We start from the raw sequence: 21,703 nt of genomic DNA on the forward strand, positions 1-21,703 counted from the left end.
ACCCTGGCACTATGGCTTTTGCAGCAGAACGCCCGGTCCTCGCGCATTCCGAGTTCCGGCCCATCGGGGAGATCGAGCGCACCGAGGGGAACTTCCAGGTCGTCAGCGAATACGAGCCTGCCGGAGACCAGCCCACCGCGATCACCGACCTCGAGCGACGTATCACCGCGGGGGAGAAGGACATCGTCCTGCTCGGCGCCACCGGCACCGGCAAATCCGCGACCACCGCCTGGCTGATCGAGAAGATCCAGCGTCCCACTCTGGTGATGGCCCCCAACAAGACCCTCGCGGCGCAGCTCGCCAACGAACTGCGGGAGATGCTCCCCAACAACGCCGTCGAGTACTTCGTCTCGTACTACGACTACTACCAACCCGAGGCGTACATCGCCCAGACGGACACCTACATCGAGAAGGACTCGTCGATCAACGACGACGTCGAACGGCTCCGGCACTCGGCGACGTCCAGCCTGCTGTCGCGCCGCGACGTCGTGGTGGTCGCGTCCGTATCGTGCATCTACGGCCTCGGCACACCGCAGTCCTATCTCGACCGTTCCGTTGAGGTCGGTATCGGCCAGGAGATCGACCGCGATGCGCTGCTGAGGCTGCTCGTCGACGTCCAGTACACCCGCAACGACACCGCGTTCACCCGCGGCAGCTTCCGGGTGCGCGGCGACACGGTGGAGATCATCCCGTCCTACGAGGAACTCGCGGTCCGGATCGAGTTCTTCGGCGACGAGGTCGAATCTCTCTACTATCTGCATCCACTCACCGGAGACGTTGTGCGCCAGGTCGATTCGCTGCGGATCTTCCCGGCCACCCATTACGTCGCCGGTCCGGAGCGGATGGAACGGGCGATGACGAGCATCGAGGAGGAACTCGAGGCGCGCCTCGCCGAACTCGAGGGCAAGGGCAAGCTTCTCGAAGCGCAGCGGCTGCGGATGCGCACCAGCTACGACCTGGAGATGATGCGTCAGGTCGGCTTCTGCTCCGGCATCGAGAACTACTCGCGCCACATCGACGGGCGTGCCGCGGGAAGTGCGCCGGCAACCCTTATCGACTACTTCCCCGAAGACTTCCTGCTCGTCATCGACGAATCACACGTGACGGTGCCGCAGATCGGCGGCATGTACGAGGGCGACATGTCCCGTAAGCGCAACCTCGTCGACTACGGCTTCCGCCTGCCCTCGGCTGTCGACAACCGGCCGCTCACCTGGGACGAGTTCGTCGACCGCATCGGGCAGACCGTCTATCTGTCGGCCACCCCCGGCCCCTACGAACTCGGCCAGTCCAACGGCGAGTTCGTCGAACAGGTCATCCGCCCGACCGGTCTCATCGATCCCGAGGTGATCGTGAAACCGACGAAGGGGCAGATCGACGACCTCGTCCACGAGATCCGGGAACGGACCGAGCGCGACGAGCGTGTACTGGTCACCACCCTCACCAAGAAGATGGCCGAGGACCTCACCGACTACCTGCTGGAGTTGGGGATCCGTGTCCGCTATCTACACTCCGAGGTCGACACGTTGCGCCGGGTGGAGTTGCTCCGGCAGTTGCGGTCCGGCGAGTACGACGTGCTGGTCGGCATCAACCTGCTCCGCGAGGGTCTGGACCTGCCCGAGGTGTCGCTGGTGGCGATCCTCGACGCGGACAAGGAAGGCTTCCTGCGGTCGACGACGTCGCTGATCCAGACGATCGGTCGTGCAGCTCGCAACGTGTCCGGTCAGGTGCACATGTACGCCGACACCATCACCGACTCGATGCGTAACGCGATCGACGAGACCGAACGCCGTCGCGAGAAGCAGATCGCCTACAACACGGAGATGGGCATCGACCCGAAACCGTTGCGCAAGAAGATCGCCGACATCCTCGATCAGGTGTATCGGGAGGCCGAGGACGAGGCCGTCAAGGTGGGCGGGTCCGGTCGAAACGCCAGTCGCGGCCGACGCGCCCAGGGCGAGGTGTCCAAGGCGGGCAGCGCAGGCGTCATCGAGAAACGCGACACGTCGGCGATGCCGCGTGCCGAGCTGGCCGACCTGGTGTCGCAGCTGACCGATCAGATGATGTCGGCGGCCCGCGACCTCCAGTTCGAGTTGGCCGGCCGGTTACGTGACGAGATAGCGGACCTGAAGAAGGAATTGCGCGGAATGGACGCCGCCGGGATCAAGTAAATGTGCCGATCCCCACGAACAGCGGACAAACCGGTCCGACTCGAACTAGTCTGCCGGATCAGGGGTTCTACAGTGTGGGGATGACACCTGCCTCGTCAATGTCGGGGCGGACTGACACGTGGAGGATGGATGAGCGCATATCAGACGATCGTCGTCGGCACCGATGGCTCCGAGTCATCGCTCAAGGCGGTCGATCGCGCGGGGGCAATCGCCGGTGACTCGGCGTCGCTGGTGATCGCTTGTGCCTACTTTCCGAATGACCGCGGCGCCGGTGGCGCCGCCGATGTCCTCAAGGACGAGGCCTACCAGGTGATGGGTTCCTCGCCGACCGAGGAGATCCTGCGTACGGCCAAGGAACGGGCCGTCAAGGCGGGAGCGGCCAACGTCGACCCGCGCTCGATCAAGGGCGCGCCGGTGGACGCGTTGCTCCAACTGGTCACCGACTCGAAGGCCGACCTGCTCGTCGTCGGCAACCGGGGCCTGAACTCGATCGCCGGCCGCTTGCTCGGCTCGGTGCCCGCGGACGTGGCACGCAAATCGGCGTGCGACGTTCTCATCGTGCACACGACCTGACCGTCCGAGTCCGAAGCCCTCGACGTCTCACCAGGCGTCGGGGGCTTCGCTCGTCATATCCGCCAGTTCATCGGGCAGGTCGTCAGAGTGGATCACGGTGAGACGCTGCGTCGCGCGGGTGAGGGCGACGTACAGATCCGAATACCCCAGCGGAGAGTCGGCGACGATGGCCGCGGGCTCGACGACCACGGTGTTGTCGAACTCCAAGCCCTTGCAGGCGCTCACCGTGAGAATCCGTGGCGGCGAATCGATGTCGGCAACGGCCGACAACATCTCCGCATAGTGGCGGTGCGGGACGATGACAGCGGTCAACCCGGCGAGGTCCGGGCGCGTTGCGGCCCGCAGCGTGACCTTCGCGCGGGTGGCCGGATCGGCGCGCACGGCCACCGGCTCGATGCCGTTGCTCCGCAACGATGTCGGCGACGACATCGTCGGGCTGATCCTGCTCAGCACCCGTGTCGCGAACGTCATGATCTCCGCCGGCGTCCGGTAGTTCACCGTCAGCTCACGCAACTGCCACCGTTCGGCGACATACGGGCTCAATACGTCACCCCAGGAGCGGGTACCGGCGAGATCACCCGTCTGCGCCGTATCACCGATGATCGTCATCCACCGGTTCGGGATGCGACGCATCACCATCCGCCAGGCCATCGCCGACAGTTCCTGCGCCTCGTCGACGATGACGTGGCCGAAGGCCCAGTTCCGGTCGCCGTGGGCGCGTTCGGCCGTGGTCAGCCGCTGCGTCTCCGTCTGCCGTGCGGCGAGCTGCTCGGCGTCGATGAGGTCATAGGCCATCAGGATCTCCGGATCGAGCTCGTCCTCGAGATCCTGAGGTGCCGATCCGGTGAGGATGTCCAGTGCATCCTGCGCGTCCGCGAGCTGCCGACGCCAGCGTTCCCGTTCGGCGCGTTCGGCGTCGTCGGTGCCGTAGCCGATCAGCTCGGCGAGCTCGTCCAGCAACGGGACATCGGCGGGGGAGAAGTCGCTGCCATCCTGTCGGGCATTCGGATCACGCTGTAGCGCAGCACGATCAACATCGGACCAGCCGGGACTGGCCTTGCGCACCGCGGCCGGGTCGGCGTAGAGGTCGCGCAACATCTCCTGAGGGCGCAGCGTCGGCCAGAAACGCAGCAGCGCCCGCCGGATCTCCGGATCCTGACCCATCTCGTCGCGGATGTCGGCGATGTCGGCGCCACTCAACAGCTGGGACCCGTCGAGCAGACTCGACCCGATGGTGCGGGCGTGCGCACGCGCCAGACCGTCGAGGGCCGCGCGCACGAACGCCGGCTGGGCCAGGTTGTGCGCCTTGCGGGTGCTGCGGGCCTTGGCGCGGGCCTCCTTGATCAGCTCGGAGTCGATCATCACCTGATACGTGTCGAACTCCACCGGCTCGGGACGCTTCGGCAACGACTGTCGGGCGCGCACTGCCCGTTTCAGGAGATCGACCATCCGGAGGTCGCCCTTGATCGCGGCGGCCTGCCGATCCTCGTCAGCGGTGGCGTGCACGCCCGGAAAGAGGTCGCCGATCGTCGAGAGCAGCACCCCCGACTCACCCAGCGACGGCAGCACCTGGCCGATGTAGGTGAGGAAGTCGTCGTTCGGTCCGATGATGAGGATTCCGCTGCGCGACAGGATGTCTCGGTGGGTGTAGAGCAGGTACGCGGCCCGGTGGAGCGCGACCGCGGTCTTGCCGGTGCCCGGCCCGCCCTGGATCACGGTCACGCCGCGATGTGTCGAGCGGATGATCAGATCCTGCTCGCGCTGGATGGTTTCGACGATGTCGGTCATCTCGCCAGTGCGCGCCGCGTTCAATGCCGCCACCAGAGCGTTCTCGTTCACCACGTCGCCATGGCCGACGGCATCGGACGATGCGTCACCGAGGGTGAGGTACTCGTCGTTGACCTCGCGGACCCGTCGGCTCCGGGTGCGGACGTGCCGTCGGCGATCGACGTCCTCGGGTGCGGCAGGCGTCGCGAGATAGAACGGCCGGGACAGCGGAGCCCGCCAGTCCAACAGCAGAGTGGTGTCGGCGTCGTCGTCGTCGAGGACGCCGATGCGGCCGATCCGTCGGACTTCACCGTCCTCAAGGTCGAGCCGACCGAAGTACAGATTGTGTTCGGCCGCATCGAACTTCGCGAGATCCTCGGTGTACATCCGCTCGTAGGACTCGCGTTCCGAGCGGGCCTGCGGGGTGCCGCCGCTCTCCCGCAACGTCGACGACAGGCGGCGGCGGGTGTTGGCGCGCATACGGTCGAGGCGCGCATACACGAGGTCGAGGTGTTCCTGTTCCTCGGTGATGCGGGTGTCGACGTCGGTCTCTGTCGAACTCACCGTGACAAGGGTCCTGTCTCGTGCTCGGGGGAAGGAAGGCCCGACGGTCGGGCCAGGCCGGCCGACAGCATCGACGCCGACACCCGCGCCCCGATCCGCGGCTCGCCGAGCCGCCGGCACACCGCGTCTGCCGATCCGTGCAGGGCACGGTCGGGCAGACGGGCGGCAAGCCACTCGATGACCTGGGCCTGCGATCCGAGTGGGACCGGTGTGGTCGAATCCGGATCGGTGAGCACACCATGACGCGATGCGTACAGCGAGAAGGTGTCCGGGGCGCTGTCGGCCGAGAAGAACGGATAATCGTCCGCCGACAGCGCGATCCGGCTGTAGTTCGGCTCGGTGTGGTCGAGCATCGTCGCCTCCTCCTCGGTGAGCCATGCGCCGACGGCGTCCAGAATCTCACCAGGAGCGCGGTAGGGGGCAGCGGGAACGTAGCCGCGGGCCGAGACGTGGGCGGAGTGCCCGACTGCGAGGTGTGCCAACGACACCCGCATCATCGGCGGCCCCGGCTCCCCGGTGGCCACGGTCGCCAGTTTGGCGCGCATGACGTCCGCGGACGCGTTGGAACCCACACCGATCACCAGTCGGCGCCCCTCGATCGTCTCCGGCCTCGGCGTCAGATCCTCGACAGGATCCGATGCCGTCCACGGATAGTCGTGGGCGGGGAGGACGGGTGTCATGCGACGATCCGGGGCACCCGACCGGTGGGTATCGGATGCAGGAGCTATGAGCGGACCTCTCGCCAGCGACGTCGGCCCTCCTCGGCGCTTTCGGCGGCCTTGGTGCGTGCGGTATCGGCGAGGGCGTTGACGTCGTCGACCAGATCCGGGGCGCGGTTCTTGAACCGCTCCGCGGCATCGGTGGACCGCTCCCGGGCAGCGTCGGCCAGTTCGGGCGCACGATCCTTGATGCGGTCGGCGGCCTTGCTCGAGCGCTTCTGCGCCTCGGCGGCCAGTTCCTCGGCCCGCTTTTGCGCGACCTTGGCCTGCTTCTGCGCGGTCTTGGTCTGCTTCTGGGCGACCTTGGCGGCCTTGTCGGTCCGCTTCTGCGCAGCCTTGGATGCCTTCCCGGCCTTGTCGGACTGCTTCTGGGCGGCGTCGGCGAAATCGGCCGAGCGCTTCTGCGCGGCCTCGGCGAAGTCCGCGGAGCGCTTCTGCGCGGCCTGGGCCAACTCTGGCGCACGATGCCGGACGTAGTCGGCTGCCTCGGTGGAATAGCCGCGCGCGGCCTCGGCGATCTCAGGTGCTCGGTGCTTGATGACTTCGGCTGCCTCGCTGGAGTATTCCCGCGCAGCATCGGCGATCTCGGGTGCCCGGTTCTTGATCACCTCAGCGGCCTCCGCCGAACGTTCACCGATCGCGTGCGCGCCCTCCTGGGAGCGTTCGGCCAGTGCCTCCCAGGTCGATCCGGACGTTGCGGCGCCGATCGGGATGGCGGCCGCGATGGCGTGACTGGCATCGGCGGCCTTACGGCGACCGCGCCATGCCAGCGATGGTTTGCCCTCGGTGTCGACCGCGGCGATCAGAAGTCCGCCGACGAGACTCACGTTCTTGAAGAACTGGACCTTCTGCTGGGCGCGTCGCTCCGGGTCGGTCTCCTCCCAGAAGGCGTGGCCGGCGATCGTCGTCGGAACCGTGGAGCCGGCGAGAGCAAGGGCGGCGATGCGGGGAAACTTCCCCGTTGCCAACAGGATTCCGCCGCCGACCTGCACGGCACCATTGATGCGGACGAGGGTCTCGGGGTCCGTGGGGACCTTGGTCGTGACGTCGTCGGGCAGCGCCTCGACAGACTTGTCGACGAAACCACGCGCTGTCTCCGCCTTGGCTTTGGGACTTCGCAAGGCGTCGATGCCGGAGGCAACGAACGCGGTGGCGAGCATGGGTCGGGCAATTCGGCGGATCAACACTGACGGCCTCCTCGTGACATGACGCGGACGCTCACCCCCACGGGCTTGAGCGGTGAACCTTATCGAGGTTACCGGTCACCGCCGGAGCCCGCAGATGCCCTGTTCGCGGGCTTCGCGAACCGTCACCAGCCCCGCTCGCGCCACTCGGTGAGCGCGGGACGTTCGGCGCCGAGTGTGGTGTCGGTGCCGGATACATGTGCAATCCACACTGGCAGCGAGGCTAAAAGTGTCTTACGCTTTTGTTGTGCAGGTGAATGTCTACGAATCGGCACATCGGCATGGCATCACCGACGATGAGATTAGGGCGACGATCGCGTATCCGCTCATTCGGTACGCGATCACGACCGAGTTCGAGGACGCCGACACCTACATGTTTGTGGGTCGGATTGACAACGAGCCGTGGATCGAAGTCGCCGCCGAGGATCGAGACGGCGACAGCTGGGAGGTCTTTCACGCGATGTTGTTGACCCAACGTGTCGCAACTGAACTTCTTGTCGCATCGGGCGGTGTCATCGACCTGTGTGGCGAATGCGGCGGGCAACGCCCGTCAGTCGACACGATCTCAGATGAGAAGGAGGGTGACCAGAGATGACTTCGAGGAATCCGCGCGATTACGAACGCATGGCCGATGCGGTCGAGAGGGGTGAGTACAAGGTGTCCGGGCCCTTCGAGGTCGGTGCCACGCTGAAGATGGGCCGACCGCCGGTGGGAGAGCGACGAGATACCACCTCACGAACGGTGCGACTACCCTCCGCACTCGATGCACGGCTGGCGGATTACGCGGAGGACACCCGAACCACGCCGAGTGAAGTGCTCAGACGTGCAGTCGACGAGTATCTGAACAGTCACTCCTCGCGACGAGACCAGCCGTCGTAGGTATCGCCGACGAGTAGCAAACGGTCTCGGTCAGGCCAGGTGTCCCGGCCGTTCGCCCCCGGGACTACCAGCCCCGCTCGCGCCACTCGGTGAGCGCCGGGCGTTCGGTGCCGAGCGTGGTGTCGGTGCCGTGGCCGGGATAGACGACCGTCGAATCGGGGTAGCGGTCGAAGAGCTTCGACGTCACGTCCGCGAGGAGGGCGTCGAAGTCCCCGGGTTGCCAGGTCTTGCCGACGCCGCCGGGGAACAGGCAGTCCCCGGTGAACAGATGCACCGTGTCCCCGTCGCGCAGTGCGAGGGCAATGGATCCGGGTGTGTGGCCGACCAGATGGATCGCGTCGAACGTGAGGTCTCCCACGTCGATGGTGTCGCCGTCGTCGATCAATCGATCCGGTGTGACCGGGAGCGGGTCGGCGTCGAGACGCCCCGTCGCGGTGGGGACGCCGAGTTTCCCGGCGACCTGCTCCAGCGCCTGCCAGTGGTCGGGGTGCTGGTGGGTGGTGAAGATCATGGCCGGTTCGCCCGGAAGCAGGTCCACGAGCGCGAGCACCCGATCGCCGTCGTTCGCGGCGTCGATGATGAGCTGCTTGCCGGTGTTGCTGCAGGTGACGACGTAGACGTTGTTGTCCATCGGCCCGACCGACATCTTCACGATCGTCGCCGTGTCGAGGGTCCGGCGCTGCGGGTTCGGCGACTCCGAGAGATCGCCGGTGTAGGTGTCGGTGATCGTGACGTCCTGAGTGCTCATGACGCCAGGCTAGCGATTGGCGACGATCGTCGGTCACTGAGCGCGAGTATCGTGGAGCAGTGGTCGACGGCCGTCGCGACGATCTCGTGTGCTCTGCATCAGAGTTGTCGGAGTCCGTCGATAAGGTTCGCGCGGAGCGGTCCAGCCCAGTCGGCCGAACGCATCCACACTGCTCACCTGCCAGCATCCCGGCGTCAGCCGGACAGCGAAACGAACGAGGATTTGCCAGTGGTTGACCGTCTGATCGTGCGCGGCGCCCGAGAACACAACCTACGTGGGATCGACGTCGATCTACCGCGCGACAGCTTGATCGTCTTCACCGGGTTGTCGGGATCGGGGAAGTCATCGCTCGCCTTCGACACCATCTTCGCCGAAGGGCAGCGACGCTACGTCGAATCGTTGTCGGCCTACGCCCGCCAGTTCCTCGGGCAGATGGACAAGCCGGACGTCGACTTCATCGAAGGCCTGTCGCCGGCGGTGTCGATCGACCAGAAGTCGACCAACCGGAACCCCCGCTCGACCGTCGGCACCATCACCGAGGTCTACGACTACCTCCGCCTGCTCTACGCCCGCGCCGGCCGTGCTCACTGCCCGGAGTGCGGTGAGCTGATCGCCAAGCAGACCCCCCAGCAGATCGTCGACCAGGTGCTCGAGATGGAAGCGGGTGTCCGTTTCCAGGTACTCGCCCCGGTGGTCCGCACTCGCAAGGGCGAGTTCGTCGACCTGTTCGCCGAGCTGCAGACGCAGGGCTTCTCCCGCGCGCGCATCGACGGTGTGGTTCACCAGCTGACCGATCCGCCCAAGCTCAAGAAGCAGGAGAAGCACGACATCGAGGTCGTCGTCGACCGGCTGGCGGTGAAGCCGACCGCCAAGCAGCGACTCACCGACTCCATCGAGACCGCCCTGCGCCTGGCCGACGGCATCGTGGTCCTCGATTTCGTGGACCTCGAGGAGGACGACCCGCACCGCGAACGACGTTTCTCCGAACGTATGGCCTGCCCCAACGGTCATCCCATCGCCATCGACGACCTCGAACCGCGGTCGTTCTCGTTCAACTCGCCCTACGGTGCATGCCCGGAATGCGACGGCCTCGGCATTCGCAAAGAGGTCGACGAGGAACTCGTCGTCCCGGACCCGGAGCTGTCGCTGTCCGACGGTGCGATCGCGCCCTGGTCCGGCGGCCACAACGCCGACTACTTCCTGCGCTTGATGGGCGGTCTCGCCGACCAGATGGGCTTCTCCGTGGACACGCCGTGGAAGAAGCTGCCGGCGAAGGCGCGCAACGCGATCCTCAACGGCAGCGATCACCAGGTGCACGTCAAGTTCCGCAATCGCTACGGCCGCACCCGGTCCTACTACACCGAGTTCGAGGGCGTCCTGTCGTTCCTCGCCCGCCGGATGGACCAGACCGAGTCGGAGCAGATGAAGGAGCGCTACGAGGGATACATGCGCGATGTCCCGTGCCCGGCGTGTCAGGGTGCGCGGCTGCGGCCGGAGATCCTGTCGGTCACTCTCGACCATCCGACATACGGCGCAATGTCGATCGCGCAGGTGTGTGCGCTGTCGGTGGCCGAATGCGCCGACTACCTGAACGGCCTCAAGCTCGACGAACGGCAGGCGGCGATTGCCGGCCGCGTGCTCAAGGAGGTGCAGGCACGCATCACCTTCCTGCTCGACGTCGGGCTGGAATACCTGTCGCTGGCACGCGCCGCGGGATCGTTGTCGGGCGGTGAGGCGCAGCGCATCCGGCTGGCGACGCAGATCGGTTCGGGGCTCGCCGGCGTGCTGTACGTCCTGGACGAGCCGTCCATCGGGCTGCATCAGCGCGACAACCGTCGCCTCATCGAAACCCTCACGCGCCTCCGGGATCTGGGCAACACGCTGATCGTCGTCGAGCACGACGAGGACACCATCCGGTCGGCCGACTGGATCGTCGACATCGGTCCGCGGGCCGGTGAGCACGGCGGTGAGGTGGTGCACAGCGGTAGCTACAAGGATCTGCTGAAGAACCGGCGGTCGTTGACGGGCGCCTACCTGGCCGGTCGTGACGAACTGCCGATCCCGGCGATCCGTCGGCCGATCTCGCGCAAGAAGCAGCTGACCGTCGTCGGTGCGCGGGAGCACAATCTGCGGGGGATCGAGGTCGGGTTCCCGCTCGGCGTGCTGACCGCGGTGACCGGGGTGTCCGGTTCGGGCAAGTCCACGCTGGTCAACGACATCCTCGCCACCGTGTTGGCCAACAAACTCAACGGCGCGCGACAGGTGCCGGGCCGCCACACCCGGGTGAAGGGTCTCGATCAGCTCGACAAGCTGGTGCAGGTCGATCAGTCGCCGATCGGTCGTACCCCGCGGTCGAACCCGGCGACCTACACGGGTGTGTTCGATAAGATCCGTACCTTGTTCGCGGCGACCACCGAGGCGAAGGTTCGGGGCTATCAGCCGGGCAGGTTCTCGTTCAACGTCAAGGGCGGCCGGTGCGAGGCGTGCACCGGCGAGGGCACGATCAAGATCGAGATGAACTTCCTCCCAGACGTGTACGTCCCGTGCGAGGTGTGCCACGGCGCGCGCTACAACCGCGAGACGCTCGAGGTGCACTACAAGGGAAAGACCATCTCCGAGGTGCTGGACATGCCGATCGAGGAGGCGGCCGAGTTCTTCGAACCGGTGACGTCGATCCATCGGTATCTCAAGACCCTCGTCGACGTCGGGCTCGGGTATGTGCGGCTCGGCCAGCCCGCGCCGACCTTGTCGGGCGGTGAGGCGCAGCGCGTGAAGCTCGCGGCCGAGCTGCAGAAACGGTCGACCGGTCGGACGGTGTACATCCTCGACGAGCCCACCACGGGACTGCATTTCGAGGACATCAAGAAGCTGCTCGCCGTCATCAACGGCCTGGTCGACAAGGGCAACACCGTCATCGTCATCGAGCACAACCTCGACGTCATCAAGACCGCCGACTGGATCATCGACATGGGACCCGAGGGCGGTACCGGCGGTGGTCTCGTGGTCGCCGAGGGCACCCCCGAGGACATCGCGCTCGAACCGATGAGTCACACCGGCAAGTTCCTGGCGAACATCCTCGACGTCGACCAGTCGGTCGCCTCGGCAGGCTAGCCTGGCGTTCTTCCCCCGGAAATCCGTTCTTCCTCGCAAGTATCTGGGGGATGAAATGATTTCTGGCGGAAGAACTTTGGCGGTCAGGCCACGGCCAGGTCCGCCTGGACCGGCGGCGGGGTGGTGGCCTTGTCGCTGCGACGCGCGAGGACGATGCCGACGACCACGAACCAGATCGCCATCCCGGCCACGCCGGGGAACAACACGGTCATGTCGACATCGCGGGTGACGAGCACGAACGGAACCGCCGAACCCGCGGCCGCGCCCCCGAGGACGGCAGGGATCGCGATCACCCACCAGAGCGGTCGCCGACGGGTGGCCGTCACGGCGAAGGCCACGGCCAGCAGGGCGGTGCCGAACCCGAAGACCGGACCCGACAATGCGGCGATCAGCTCGTGGGTCTGGGTGATCGGCGCATGTTCACCGGCACGCAGCTGATCCAGTTCGGTGACCGCCAGGATGTGGGGGAGGTACTCGACCGCGGCAAGGCTCGCACCGACCGCCGTCACCGCGACGAACGGTCGAAGCGTGCGGGGCTCGAGCGACCGGGACAAGACGATCAGCGACACCGCGATCAGGACCGTTCCGACCATCGCGATGACGTGCGACACCACCCACACCGGGCTCTCCAGCATCGTGATCATGTGTGCATCAAGTGAATCCATCGATCCCTTGGGATGCATGGGTCCACCGATGCAGACGAGGAGTCCGCCGACGGCCAAGCCGATACCGGCACGATTGATGTTCCGCATGAGGACTCCCGGATGGGTGTGAGTAGAATTGGATGAGTAAGACTCAATGAATATAGATGGGGTCATCTGAATGGCGCAAGGGAAACGGTCATACAAATCGCCGACGCGGGCCGCGCAGGCGGCCGAGACAAGGGCACGTCTGATCGCTGCTGCGCGGCAACTCTTCGCCGAGGGGGGCTGGAATGGCACCACACTCAAGTCGATTGCGAAGGCGGCCGGGGTCGCCGAACCGACTGTGTACGCCGTGTTCGGCAACAAGGCCGGGTTGGCGATGGCGTTGACCGACACCGCCGACGACGAGGCGGATGTCGCGACCCTCGTCGCCGAATTGTCGGCTGCGGAGAGTCCACGCCGCCAGATCGACGCGATGGTGCAATTCGAGGCGCGCATGTACGAGCGGGCGGCCGACCTTGTGCGGATCTTGCATGAAGGCGCGCGCACCAGTCCGGAGCTCGCCGACGCCTACCGGGAGGGCTTGTCCCGTGGTGACGCCGGACGACGGCGCGTGGTCTCGGCGTGGCCGCCGGGTGCGTTGCGCGCCGGTCTCACGCTGCAAGAGGCGCTTGACGTGTGCTCACTGGCAATGAGCTTCGAACTCTGGGACCACCTCGCGGTGCGCGGGTGGTCGACTGGCCGCATCGCCGAATGGACCGCGGACATGGTCGCCCGGGAACTGTTGGCGGACTGACGAGGCCGGTGCCGGGCCACGGTCGAATCCGAGGATGGCCGGACGACGGGCTACTTGCCCATCGACTTGCGGATCTCCTCGAGCTTCTTGCGAGCCGCCTCGTCGCGTTTGCGCATCATCTCGTCGACCTTCTGGCCTTCCGGGCTCGCATGCGCGAGTTCTTCGCTGCCGATCGCGGTGGAGATCCGGTTCTCGATCTTGTCGCGGACGAAGTCGAAGGTGGGGATGCCGGTCTCGGAGTAATGGGGGTCGGTGACCGGCGGGATGTACCCCGGTGGCGTCGACGCGCTCTGCGACGTCGGATCGGGCACGATCTCACCCTCGACGACGTTCGGATCGGGGTCCTGCGGTGTCTGGCTGGTCACTCTTCCAGCGTACGTCGGCGCGAGGTCAGCGGCGACGATCTCGGACCGGGCCGGTGTACTTCTCGCCGGGACCTTCGCCCGGCTCGTCCGGGTATGCGCTGGCGTCACGGAAGGCCAGTTGGAGCTGCTTGAGTCCGTCCCGGATGGGCGCAGCATGCACGCCGAGGTCGGGCCGCGATGCGTCGACCAGGCCGGCGAGGGCGGTGATCAGACGGCGTGCCTCGTCGAGGTCGATATCGTCGTCGGTCGCGCCCTCGGCCAGACCGAGCTTCTCCGCCGACGCACTCATCAACATCACGATCGCCCTGGTGATGACCTCGATCGCCGGAATATCGCCGAGATCGCGAATGTTGTCCATATCGGTCTGCTCCAGACCGGGCACTCCGTCATCGCCGGCCGCGGCACCCGTATCGGGCATCTGCGCAGGTGACGAATAGGAGTTCTCGGTCATGGCTGTTAGACTCCCACAGTACGACCGCCCCGGTTTGCGCCGGGGTCGCAAGTGGAGTTCCGCTCCCACCGTCACGACGCGGGTTCACCGCAGTTGGACGGTCCGGTTCACGCCGACAGTCGCGACGCCCTGAGCAGCGCGGACATGTCGGTTCGACATGTGTGTCGGCGAACCGGTCGGTAACGGAGCCCTGCGGATGCCATCAGCGTCCCGGGGCTCTTCTGCTGAGAGCGGCCCCCTGCCACCCAGTCACAATTCCTGGCGGTCACCAGAGAAGAACTGATCAAGGAGGCCCCATCAGCACTGAGACCCGCATCAACGAGCGCATCCGCGTCCCAGAGGTCCGACTCGTCGGACCGAACTCGGAGCAGGTGGGCATCGTGCGTGTTGAAGATGCGCTTCGCTTGGCCTACGAGGCCGACCTGGACCTGGTCGAGGTCGCGCCCGACGCACGGCCACCCGTGTGCAAGATCATGGACTACGGCAAGTTCAAGTACGAAGCCGCCCAGAAGCAGCGCGAATCGCGTCGCAACCAGCAGATGACCGTCATCAAGGAGCAGAAGCTCCGCCCGAAGATCGACGACCACGATTACGAGACCAAGAAGGGTCACGTCATCCGGTTCCTCGAAGCAGGGTCCAAGGTGAAGGTGACCATCATGTTCCGCGGCCGCGAACAGTCCCGCCCCGAACTGGGATTCCGGTTGCTGCAGCGCCTCGGAAACGACGTCGCCGACTACGGATTCATCGAGACCTCGGCCAAGCAGGACGGCCGCAACATGACCATGGTGTTGGCACCGCACAAGGGCGCGAAGACCCGCCAGAAGGCGCAGCAGCAGAGCCGCGATCGCGGCGGCAAGACTGCCGCCAGAGACGAACAGACAAGCCAGTAACCGGAACGGCACACCGCCCGACCGGCGCAACTGACCACCAGCGCGCGAGACGCACGCCCGTCCGACCCACGGGTGTGCACTCGCTCGCCCGAATGAAGGAAGAACATGCCGAAAAGCAAGACCCACAAGGGCACCGCGAAGCGATTCAAGGTCACCGGCAGCGGCAAGATCGTTCGCCAGAAGGCCAACCGCCGCCACCTGTTGGAGCACAAGTCGTCGCGGCGCACCCGCCGTCTCGACGGCACCACCGTCGTGAGCGAGAACGACGCCCCGCGCATCAAGCGACTGCTGAACAAGTGACCCCCACCGGGACACCCCCGGCGACGGTCGACCACTGACATCTGACGAACAAAGGACTGACACATGGCACGCGTGAAAAGGGCGGTGAACGCCCAGAAGAAGCGTCGTTCGACCCTCGAGGCATCGAAGGGCTACCGCGGGCAGCGTTCGCGCCTGTACCGCAAGGCGAAGGAGCAGCAGCTCCACTCGATGACCTACGCCTACCGGGACCGCCGCGCTCGCAAGGGTGAGTTCCGCAAGCTGTGGATCGCGCGTATCAACGCCGCGGCCCGCGCCAACGACATCACCTACAACCGCTTCATCCAGGGCCTCAAGGCTGCCGGTGTCGAGGTGGACCGCAAGGTCCTCGCCGACATCGCCGTCACCGACCCGGAGGCCTTCACCGGCCTGGTCGAGGTGGCCCGCAAGGCGCTGCCGGGCGACATCAACGCCCCGGCCGCCTGATCGACGGATCAGACCGCACACGACCCGCGATGGAAGTTCTCTCCGAACGTTCGTCGCGGGTCGTGTCGTATGCAAAACTGCACCGCGCGACGGTCCGCCGTGCCGAAGGGCGGTTCCTCGTCGAGGGGCCCAACTCGGTGACCGCAGCATTGGAGACCGGCCGAGCGCAGCGCCTGCTCGTCCGGGAGGCCGACCTGTCGCGGCACGCATCGGTGCTCGACGAGGCGCGCGCGTCCGACGTCGCAGTCGAGGTGCTCTCCGAACGTGCAGTGGCGAAGCTGTCCGAGTCGACCACGGCACCCGGGATCTTCGCGATCTGTGAGCTCCTCGACCGGCCGCTGTCCTCGGTACTCGAGAACGAGCCATGGCTGCTCTCGATCGCGGTCGAGCCGCGGGAGCCCGGCAATCTGGGCACCCTCATCCGCTGCGCCGACGCGATGGGCGCCGACGCGATGATCCTGCTCGGCGACGCGGTCGATCCGCACAACGCGAAGTGCGTACGGGCCTCCGCGGGCAGCCTCTTCCACGTTCCGGTGGTCCGGCACCGGGACGTCGCCGCCGGGCTGCAGGCCATCAGGGCGGCCGGGATCACCCTCTTGGCCACGGCCGCCGACGGCGAACTCTCCCTCGACGATGCCGACGACGTCCTCTCCGACCGGACCGCATGGCTGTTCGGTAACGAGGCGCACGGGTTGCCCGACGACGTCGCCGCCGGCGCCGACAAGCGTGTCGCCATCCCCATCCGAGGTCGAGCGGAGAGCCTGAATCTGGCTGCGGCAGCAGCCATCTGCCTGTACGCGAGTGCGCGCCGGCACAGCGAGGCATAACAGGCAGCGAGCAGACGCGCACCCTCCAACCATGCGCGCAGGCAGCAACCAGCGCGGATGGTTGGACGGTGCGCGTTCGCGTCGACGGGCAGCCGTTCGGTCGGCGGGGATTTGCCCATCAGATCTGCGTAGTTGTGCTCAGGCCCGAACGGGCCGAACACGCGAGGCTTGGCGCCATGACCAGCAACAGCGCCCCCGCGCGCCGCAGAACACTGCCTTCGGTGTCCGATCTCGACGCCCTCACCGGCGACCGCGACCGGGTGATCGACCTGATCCGGTTGACGTCGCTCGTGGTCGTCATCGCCGGCCATTCGGTGATGCTCACGGTTGCCGTCGAGCCGGAGGGCATCGTGCTGGGCAATCTGCTCGCCGACATCCCGATGCTGCAGGCGGTCACCTGGTTACTGCAGGTCCTGCCGCTGTTCTTCTTCGCCGGCGCAGCCGCGGCAACCTATGGGCTCTCCTCGAGACCCACGACATCCACCGGGCATTGGCTGCTCACGCGGGCGCAACGCTTGCTGCGGCCGGTGTTCTGGTATCTGCTCGCGGTGGCCGGCACGGCCCTCGTCGCCGTCGCTCTCGGTGCCGACGCGGTCGCCGACGTTGTGGCCCGGCTCGGTGTTCAGCTGTTGTGGTTTCTCGGCGCCTATCTGCTCGTGCTCGCGGTCGTGCCGGGGCTGCAGCGCATCTCGACCCAGCGGCACGTCGTGGGGGCGCTCGGCCTTGCGTGGGGCGCGACGGCCGCGGTCGACGTCGTGAGGCTGTCGACCGGCTGGCAGGGGATCGGCTACGTCTCGTTCCTGACGGTGTGGTCGATTCCGGCGATCCTGGGTGTGGCATACGCCAAACGCTTGGTGACGCCGATCGCAGCAGCGTCGGGCGCCGCGGTGTTCCTCGTTCTCGACATCATGTTGGTGGCGGCGGGGCCGTATGAGGTGTCGTTGGTCACGGTGCCGGGGCAGGAACTGTCGAACATGAATCCGCCGAGCCTGTTGCTCGCCGGGCACGCGATCGTGCTGTGCGGCATCGCCATCGCAGCGGCCCGGGTGCTCGCCTCGATGGTGGGGCGCGCACGGGTGTGGTGGTGGGTGGCCGTCGGAAACCGCGGTGCGATGACCCTGTATCTGTGGCATCTGCCGGTACTGGCCCTCCTCATCGGCGCCGGCGAGCTGATCGGTCTGTCTCGTGACCCGGGTCAGGACCCGGTGTTGTTCGCGGTGGTCGTCGGCACGCAGACCGTTGTGCTGCTCGCGCTGATGGTCCCGGTCGTGGCGGCACTGTCCCCGTTGGAGAACCGCGAGTTGCTGTGGTGGGACGGCCCGGTCGGCCGGAACGCCGGCCGTGCCCGCGACCGCGTCGTCGTCGCGGCGCTCGTCGTCACCGGTGTCGCGACACTGATGATGGCACGCGACGGGCTACTCGGCGACGGGCTCGTCTGGGCCGGCCTGTCGGTCGGCGGCGCCGTCATCGCGAGATCGGTGGCAGTTCGATCGGCGCCCTGAGCAGTACCTGCGGTCAACCTGCGCCGTGGTGTCGGGATGCGCTCGTCTACTGTTGTAGCCGCACCTAGACGCCTGTTTTCAACCGAGGAGACCGCCGACCGTGGCCACCCCCGCCGACGACGCCCCACAGATCCGGTTCCCCGAACCGCAGGAACTCGACGCCGCAGCCGCGGCCGCCGTCGCGGCCTTCGATGCGGCCGGTGACCTCGACGACCTCGCGCAGGCCAAGACCGCGCATCTCGGCGACCGCTCACCGATCGCGCTGGCGCGCCGCGCCCTCGGCAGCCTTCCGAAGGATCAGCGATCCGCGGCGGGCAAGCTCGTCAACGAGGTGCGCGGACGGGTCAGCGCGGCGCTCGACGTGCGCACCGCAACGCTGCACGCCGAGCGCGACGCCGCGGTCCTCGTCGCCGAATCCGTCGACGTCACCCTGCCGAGCGCACGCCGCCGGATCGGCGCCCGCCACCCGATCACGGTGATCGCCGAACAGGTCGCCGACGTCTTCGTCGGTATGGGCTGGGAGATCGCCGAGGGACCGGAGGTCGAGACCGAGCACCACAATTTCGACGCCCTCAACTTCCTCCCGGACCACCCGGCCCGCTCGATGCAGGACACGTTCTACATCGCGCCCGAGGGATCCCGTCAGGTGCTGCGCACCCACACCTCGCCGGTGCAGGTGCGGTCGATGCTCTCTCGCGACCTGCCGATCTACGTCGCGTGTCCGGGCCGGACCTTCCGCACCGACGAACTCGACGCCACGCACACCCCGGTCTTCCACCAGATCGAAGGACTGGCTGTCGACAAGGGTCTCACCCTGGCGAACCTGCGCGGCACCCTCGAGGTGTTCGCCCGGGCACTGTTCGGGCCGGAGACCACCACCCGCATGCGGGCCAGCTACTTCCCGTTCACCGAGCCCTCCGCCGAGGTCGACGTCTGGTTCCCCGGCAAGAAGGGCGGACCCGGCTGGGTCGAATGGGGTGGCTGCGGCATGGTGAACCCGAATGTCCTGCGGGCCAGTGGAATCGACCCGGACGTGTACTCCGGCTTCGCCTTCGGCATGGGGTTGGAGCGCACGCTGCAGTTCCGCAATGACATCTCCGACATGCGCGACATGGTCGAGGGTGACATCCGATTCACCGTCCCGTTCGGCCCGGCGGTCTGACCGCCGACATGCCCACTCCCGCAATCCCGTATTCGCGAAGAGCTCGAGCGATGAAAGTAGTTGGTTGACGTGCGTGCCCCCCAGTCCTGGTACACCGAGGTGCTCCGGCAAGGCGACCCGCAGTGGTCGGCGACCGCGGAGGACATCGACCACGCCTTTGTCCGGGTCGGATTCGAGATCGAGGACATCGACGAATTCCCCACGATCACCGGGCCTCTGGTGATCGGCCGGGTCGAGACCATCGAGGAACTCACCGAATTCAAGAAGCCGATCCGCTTCTGCACGGTCGCCGTCGGCGAGGACGAGCCGCGCGGGATCGTCTGCGGTGCAAGCAACTTCGCCGAAGGCGACCTGATCGTCGCGGCCCTTCCGGGCGTGGTCCTGCCGGGGCCGTTCGAGATCGCCTCCCGCAAGACATACGGCCGCATCTCCGACGGCATGATCTGTTCGGTGTCGGAGCTGGGGATCGGCACCGACCACAGCGGCATCCTGGTGCTCGCGCCGGGCACCGCAGAGCCCGGCGCAGATGCGCGTGAGGTCCTGGGCCTCGACGACACCGCGATCGACGTCAACGTCACCCCTGACCGTGGTTACGCGTTCTCGGTTCGCGGACTGGGCCGGGAACTTGCGGGCAGCTTCGGAGTGCCTTTCGTAGATCCGGGTCTCGGTTTCGGGGCACACGCGGACCCGGCGCACTCCGAGCCTCCGCTGGTAGCGACCGGTGACGCGTGGCCGGTCGCCATCGACGACGACTCGTCCGCCACCCGCTACACCGCACGTGTCATCACCGGTGTCGATCCGTCCGTCGTGTCGCCGTGGTGGATGCAGAAGCGCTTGATGGTGGCCGGAATCCGGCCGATCTCCGCGATCGTGGACATCACCAACTACGTGATGATCGAACTCGGCCAGCCGCTGCATGCGTTCGACGCCGACAAGCTGACCGGGACGATCACGGTGCGCTCGGCCCGAGCCGGCGAGAAACTGACCACCCTCGACGATGTCGAGCGGGTCCTCGACCCGGAGGACGTCGTCATCGCCGACGAGACCGGGCCGATCGCGTTGGCCGGCGTGATGGGCGGTGCCGCAACCGAAGTCGGTGACGCGACGACCTCCGTGTTGCTGGAGTCTGCGACGTTCGACCCGGTGCGCGTCTTCCGCACGGGGAAGCGGCACAAGCTGACGTCGGAGGCGAGCAAGCGCTTCGAACGGACCGTCGATCCACAGATCACCGCGGTGGCGTCGGATCGGGCCGCGCAACTGATCGTGGACATCGCCGGCGGCACGGTGTCGTCGCCGCTGAGTGATGCCCAGGTACGGGTCGCGGCGGCGGCCCCGATCTTGATTCCCGCCGACGAGCCGGACCGCACCGCCGGCATCAGCTACCCGGCGGGGACCACGAGTGCCCGGCTGCGCGAGGTGGGTTGCACGGTCGACGGTTCGGAACCACTCGAGGTGACCCCTCCGTCGTGGCGACCGGACCTGCGCCAACGCGCCGACCTCGTCGAAGAGGTGCTGCGCCTGGAAGGTCTCGAGGACATCCCCGCGGTGGTGCCGCGTGCGCCCGCCGGAACCGGTCTCACCGCGGTGCAGCGTCGGCGCCGTTCGGTCGGCCGCACCTTGGCGCTCGACGGCTTCGTCGAGGTCCTGCCGTACCCGTTCATGCCCACCGGAGTGTTCGACACCTGGGATCTACCCGCCGACGACGCACGCCGACGCACCGTCACGGTGCTGAATCCACTGGAGACCGATCGGCCCGAACTCAACACCACGTTGCTGCCCGGTCTGCTGGAGATGACGGCGCGCAACATCGCGCGCGGTCAACGCGACCTGTCGCTGTACACCATCGGGCAGGTGGTCTTCGCCGGTGACCACGTCGAACCGGTCGAGGCGCTGGACGTCACGAAACGACCGACGGACGACGACATCGCCGCGCTCGACGCGTCGCTGCCGTACCAGCCACTGCATGTCGCCGTCGCACTCACCGGCCTGCGCGAACCGGCAGGGCCATGGGGTCCCGGCCGCGTCGCCGATCACGTCGACGCGTTCGAGGCCGCGCGGACGATAGCGCGTGCCGCGGGCGTCGACGTCGTGCTGTCGGCGGCCGACCATCGGCCCTGGCATCCGGGTCGGTGCGCGCGCCTCACCGTCGACGGCCGAACCATCGGCCATGCGGGTGAACTGCACCCGGCCGTGCTGGAACGGGCGGGCCTCCCGAAGCGGCTGTGTGCCGTCGAGATCGACCTGGATGCTGTGCCGATCGTCGACCATCTGCCCGCGCCGCAGGTGTCGCCCTTCCCGGCGGTCCTGCAGGACGTGGCTGTCGTCGTGGCCGACACGGTGTCCGCCGCGCAGGTGCAGGACGCGTTGACCGCCGGTGCCGGCGACCTCCTCGAGGCGATCGACCTGTTCGACGTGTTCACCGGCGACCAAGTGGGTGCGGGGAGCAAATCACTCACCTTCGCGCTGCGGTTCCGTGCCCGCGACCGCACCCTCACCGAGGAGGAGGCCAACGCCGCCAAGATGGCTGCCGTCGCCCACGCGGGGGAGACGATCGGCGCCCGCCTGCGCTGACAACGTGGGTCATCGCCCTTTCAGGGGTTGAGTGGCCG

General features: G+C 67.0%; 19 protein-coding genes. 12 read left to right on the plus strand and 7 right to left on the minus strand.

Annotation, left to right across the window (positions count from 1 at the left end):
* Positions 1-11 precede the first annotated feature (11 nt).
* Both uvrB and V1Y59_RS22595 read left to right on the plus strand, forming a co-directional pair.
* Positions 12-2,168 (plus strand): excinuclease ABC subunit UvrB, encoded by a 2,157-nt coding sequence (gene uvrB, locus V1Y59_RS22590; RefSeq protein WP_330507284.1) that lies wholly within the window; start codon positions 12-14, stop codon positions 2,166-2,168.
* 129 nt (positions 2,169-2,297) lie between these two features.
* Positions 2,298-2,741, plus strand: a complete 444-nt coding sequence (locus V1Y59_RS22595; protein ID WP_330434896.1) for a universal stress protein — start codon at positions 2,298-2,300, stop codon at positions 2,739-2,741.
* Positions 2,742-2,768: 27 nt separating this feature from the next.
* On the opposite strand, the gene V1Y59_RS22600 is transcribed toward V1Y59_RS22595, so the two are convergent.
* The 3 genes from V1Y59_RS22600 to V1Y59_RS22610 are packed head-to-tail and all read right to left on the minus strand — an operon-like array spanning position 2,769 to position 6,978.
* A complete protein-coding gene (locus V1Y59_RS22600; protein WP_330507285.1) occupies positions 2,769-5,072 on the minus strand; it encodes a HelD family protein in 2,304 nt (767 codons plus the stop codon).
* Positions 5,069-5,752, minus strand: a complete 684-nt coding sequence (locus V1Y59_RS22605; RefSeq protein ID WP_330507286.1) for a hypothetical protein — start codon at positions 5,750-5,752, stop codon at positions 5,069-5,071. Before V1Y59_RS22605 ends, V1Y59_RS22600 begins: the two co-directional genes overlap by 4 nt.
* Positions 5,753-5,796: 44 nt before the next feature.
* A complete protein-coding gene (locus V1Y59_RS22610) occupies positions 5,797-6,978 on the minus strand; it encodes a DoxX family protein (RefSeq protein WP_330507287.1) in 1,182 nt (393 codons plus the stop codon).
* 244 nt (positions 6,979-7,222) lie between these two features.
* Between V1Y59_RS22610 and V1Y59_RS22615 the strand changes: the two genes are divergently transcribed.
* Positions 7,223-7,570, plus strand: coding sequence for a hypothetical protein (locus V1Y59_RS22615; protein ID WP_330507288.1), 348 nt, complete (start codon positions 7,223-7,225; stop codon positions 7,568-7,570).
* 348 nt (positions 7,571-7,918) lie between these two features.
* On the opposite strand, the gene V1Y59_RS22620 is transcribed toward V1Y59_RS22615, so the two are convergent.
* Positions 7,919-8,602, minus strand: coding sequence for an MBL fold metallo-hydrolase (locus tag V1Y59_RS22620; RefSeq protein ID WP_330507289.1), 684 nt, complete (start codon positions 8,600-8,602; stop codon positions 7,919-7,921).
* Positions 8,603-8,830: 228 nt separating this feature from the next.
* Between V1Y59_RS22620 and uvrA the strand changes: the two genes are divergently transcribed.
* Entirely contained in the window at positions 8,831-11,713 is a 2,883-nt protein-coding gene (gene uvrA, locus V1Y59_RS22625) for an excinuclease ABC subunit UvrA (protein ID WP_330507290.1), read from the plus strand.
* A gap of 83 nt (positions 11,714-11,796) precedes the next feature.
* On the opposite strand, the gene V1Y59_RS22630 is transcribed toward uvrA, so the two are convergent.
* Positions 11,797-12,465 (minus strand): hypothetical protein, encoded by a 669-nt coding sequence (locus tag V1Y59_RS22630; RefSeq protein WP_330507291.1) that lies wholly within the window; start codon positions 12,463-12,465, stop codon positions 11,797-11,799.
* 70 nt (positions 12,466-12,535) lie between these two features.
* Between V1Y59_RS22630 and V1Y59_RS22635 the strand changes: the two genes are divergently transcribed.
* Positions 12,536-13,153, plus strand: a complete 618-nt coding sequence (locus V1Y59_RS22635; RefSeq protein WP_330507292.1) for a TetR/AcrR family transcriptional regulator — start codon at positions 12,536-12,538, stop codon at positions 13,151-13,153.
* A gap of 50 nt (positions 13,154-13,203) precedes the next feature.
* Here V1Y59_RS22635 and V1Y59_RS22640 read toward each other — a convergent pair whose 3' ends face one another.
* Complete coding sequence (locus V1Y59_RS22640; protein WP_330507293.1) at positions 13,204-13,518, minus strand: PspA domain-containing protein; 315 nt, start codon at positions 13,516-13,518, stop codon at positions 13,204-13,206.
* 25 nt (positions 13,519-13,543) lie between these two features.
* Entirely contained in the window at positions 13,544-13,969 is a 426-nt protein-coding gene (locus V1Y59_RS22645) for a DUF1844 domain-containing protein (protein WP_330507294.1), read from the minus strand.
* 254 nt (positions 13,970-14,223) lie between these two features.
* Here V1Y59_RS22645 and infC point away from each other — a divergent pair, with 254 nt between their 5' ends.
* The 7 genes from infC (at position 14,224) to pheT (ending at position 21,665) form a co-directional block, all read left to right on the plus strand.
* Entirely contained in the window at positions 14,224-14,859 is a 636-nt protein-coding gene (gene infC, locus V1Y59_RS22650) for a translation initiation factor IF-3 (protein ID WP_330434988.1), read from the plus strand.
* Between the two features lie 105 nt (positions 14,860-14,964).
* On the plus strand, positions 14,965-15,159 hold the full coding sequence (rpmI, locus tag V1Y59_RS22655; protein ID WP_330434917.1) for a 50S ribosomal protein L35: 195 nt from the start codon (positions 14,965-14,967) through the stop codon (positions 15,157-15,159).
* A 63-nt stretch (positions 15,160-15,222) separates the two neighbouring features.
* Positions 15,223-15,603 carry a 50S ribosomal protein L20 gene (gene rplT, locus V1Y59_RS22660; protein WP_330434919.1) on the plus strand — a complete coding sequence of 127 codons (381 nt, stop codon included), beginning with the start codon at positions 15,223-15,225 and terminating at the stop codon, positions 15,601-15,603.
* A 29-nt stretch (positions 15,604-15,632) separates the two neighbouring features.
* Positions 15,633-16,430, plus strand: coding sequence for a TrmH family RNA methyltransferase (locus V1Y59_RS22665; RefSeq protein WP_330507295.1), 798 nt, complete (start codon positions 15,633-15,635; stop codon positions 16,428-16,430).
* A gap of 176 nt (positions 16,431-16,606) precedes the next feature.
* Positions 16,607-17,932 carry an acyltransferase family protein gene (locus V1Y59_RS22670; protein ID WP_330507296.1) on the plus strand — a complete coding sequence of 442 codons (1,326 nt, stop codon included), beginning with the start codon at positions 16,607-16,609 and terminating at the stop codon, positions 17,930-17,932.
* A 100-nt stretch (positions 17,933-18,032) separates the two neighbouring features.
* The gene (pheS, locus tag V1Y59_RS22675; protein WP_330507297.1) at positions 18,033-19,094 is read left to right on the plus strand and encodes a phenylalanine--tRNA ligase subunit alpha; all 1,062 of its coding nucleotides are present in this window, start codon (positions 18,033-18,035) and stop codon (positions 19,092-19,094) included.
* A 69-nt stretch (positions 19,095-19,163) separates the two neighbouring features.
* Positions 19,164-21,665 (plus strand): phenylalanine--tRNA ligase subunit beta, encoded by a 2,502-nt coding sequence (gene pheT, locus V1Y59_RS22680; RefSeq protein WP_330507298.1) that lies wholly within the window; start codon positions 19,164-19,166, stop codon positions 21,663-21,665.
* The last annotated feature ends 38 nt before the right edge of the window (positions 21,666-21,703 follow it).

The sequence above is a fragment of the Gordonia prachuapensis genome (genome assembly GCF_036350515.1).
GTDB lineage: Bacteria > Actinomycetota > Actinomycetes > Mycobacteriales > Mycobacteriaceae > Gordonia > Gordonia prachuapensis.

Coding starts and splice junctions, on each gene's coding strand:
- V1Y59_RS22670 (WP_330507296.1), top strand. CDS start 16,607: ATGACCAGCAACAGCGCCCCCGCGCGCCGCAGAACACTGCCTTCGGTG.
- V1Y59_RS22635 (WP_330507292.1), top strand. CDS start 12,536: ATGGCGCAAGGGAAACGGTCATACAAATCGCCGACGCGGGCCGCGCAG.
- rpmI (WP_330434917.1), top strand. CDS start 14,965: ATGCCGAAAAGCAAGACCCACAAGGGCACCGCGAAGCGATTCAAGGTC.
- V1Y59_RS22620 (WP_330507289.1), bottom strand. CDS start 8,602: ATGAGCACTCAGGACGTCACGATCACCGACACCTACACCGGCGATCTC.
- V1Y59_RS22665 (WP_330507295.1), top strand. CDS start 15,633: ATGGAAGTTCTCTCCGAACGTTCGTCGCGGGTCGTGTCGTATGCAAAA.
- rplT (WP_330434919.1), top strand. CDS start 15,223: ATGGCACGCGTGAAAAGGGCGGTGAACGCCCAGAAGAAGCGTCGTTCG.
- V1Y59_RS22645 (WP_330507294.1), bottom strand. CDS start 13,969: ATGACCGAGAACTCCTATTCGTCACCTGCGCAGATGCCCGATACGGGT.
- V1Y59_RS22605 (WP_330507286.1), bottom strand. CDS start 5,752: ATGACACCCGTCCTCCCCGCCCACGACTATCCGTGGACGGCATCGGAT.
- uvrB (WP_330507284.1), top strand. CDS start 12: ATGGCTTTTGCAGCAGAACGCCCGGTCCTCGCGCATTCCGAGTTCCGG.
- V1Y59_RS22630 (WP_330507291.1), bottom strand. CDS start 12,465: ATGCGGAACATCAATCGTGCCGGTATCGGCTTGGCCGTCGGCGGACTC.
- V1Y59_RS22595 (WP_330434896.1), top strand. CDS start 2,298: ATGAGCGCATATCAGACGATCGTCGTCGGCACCGATGGCTCCGAGTCA.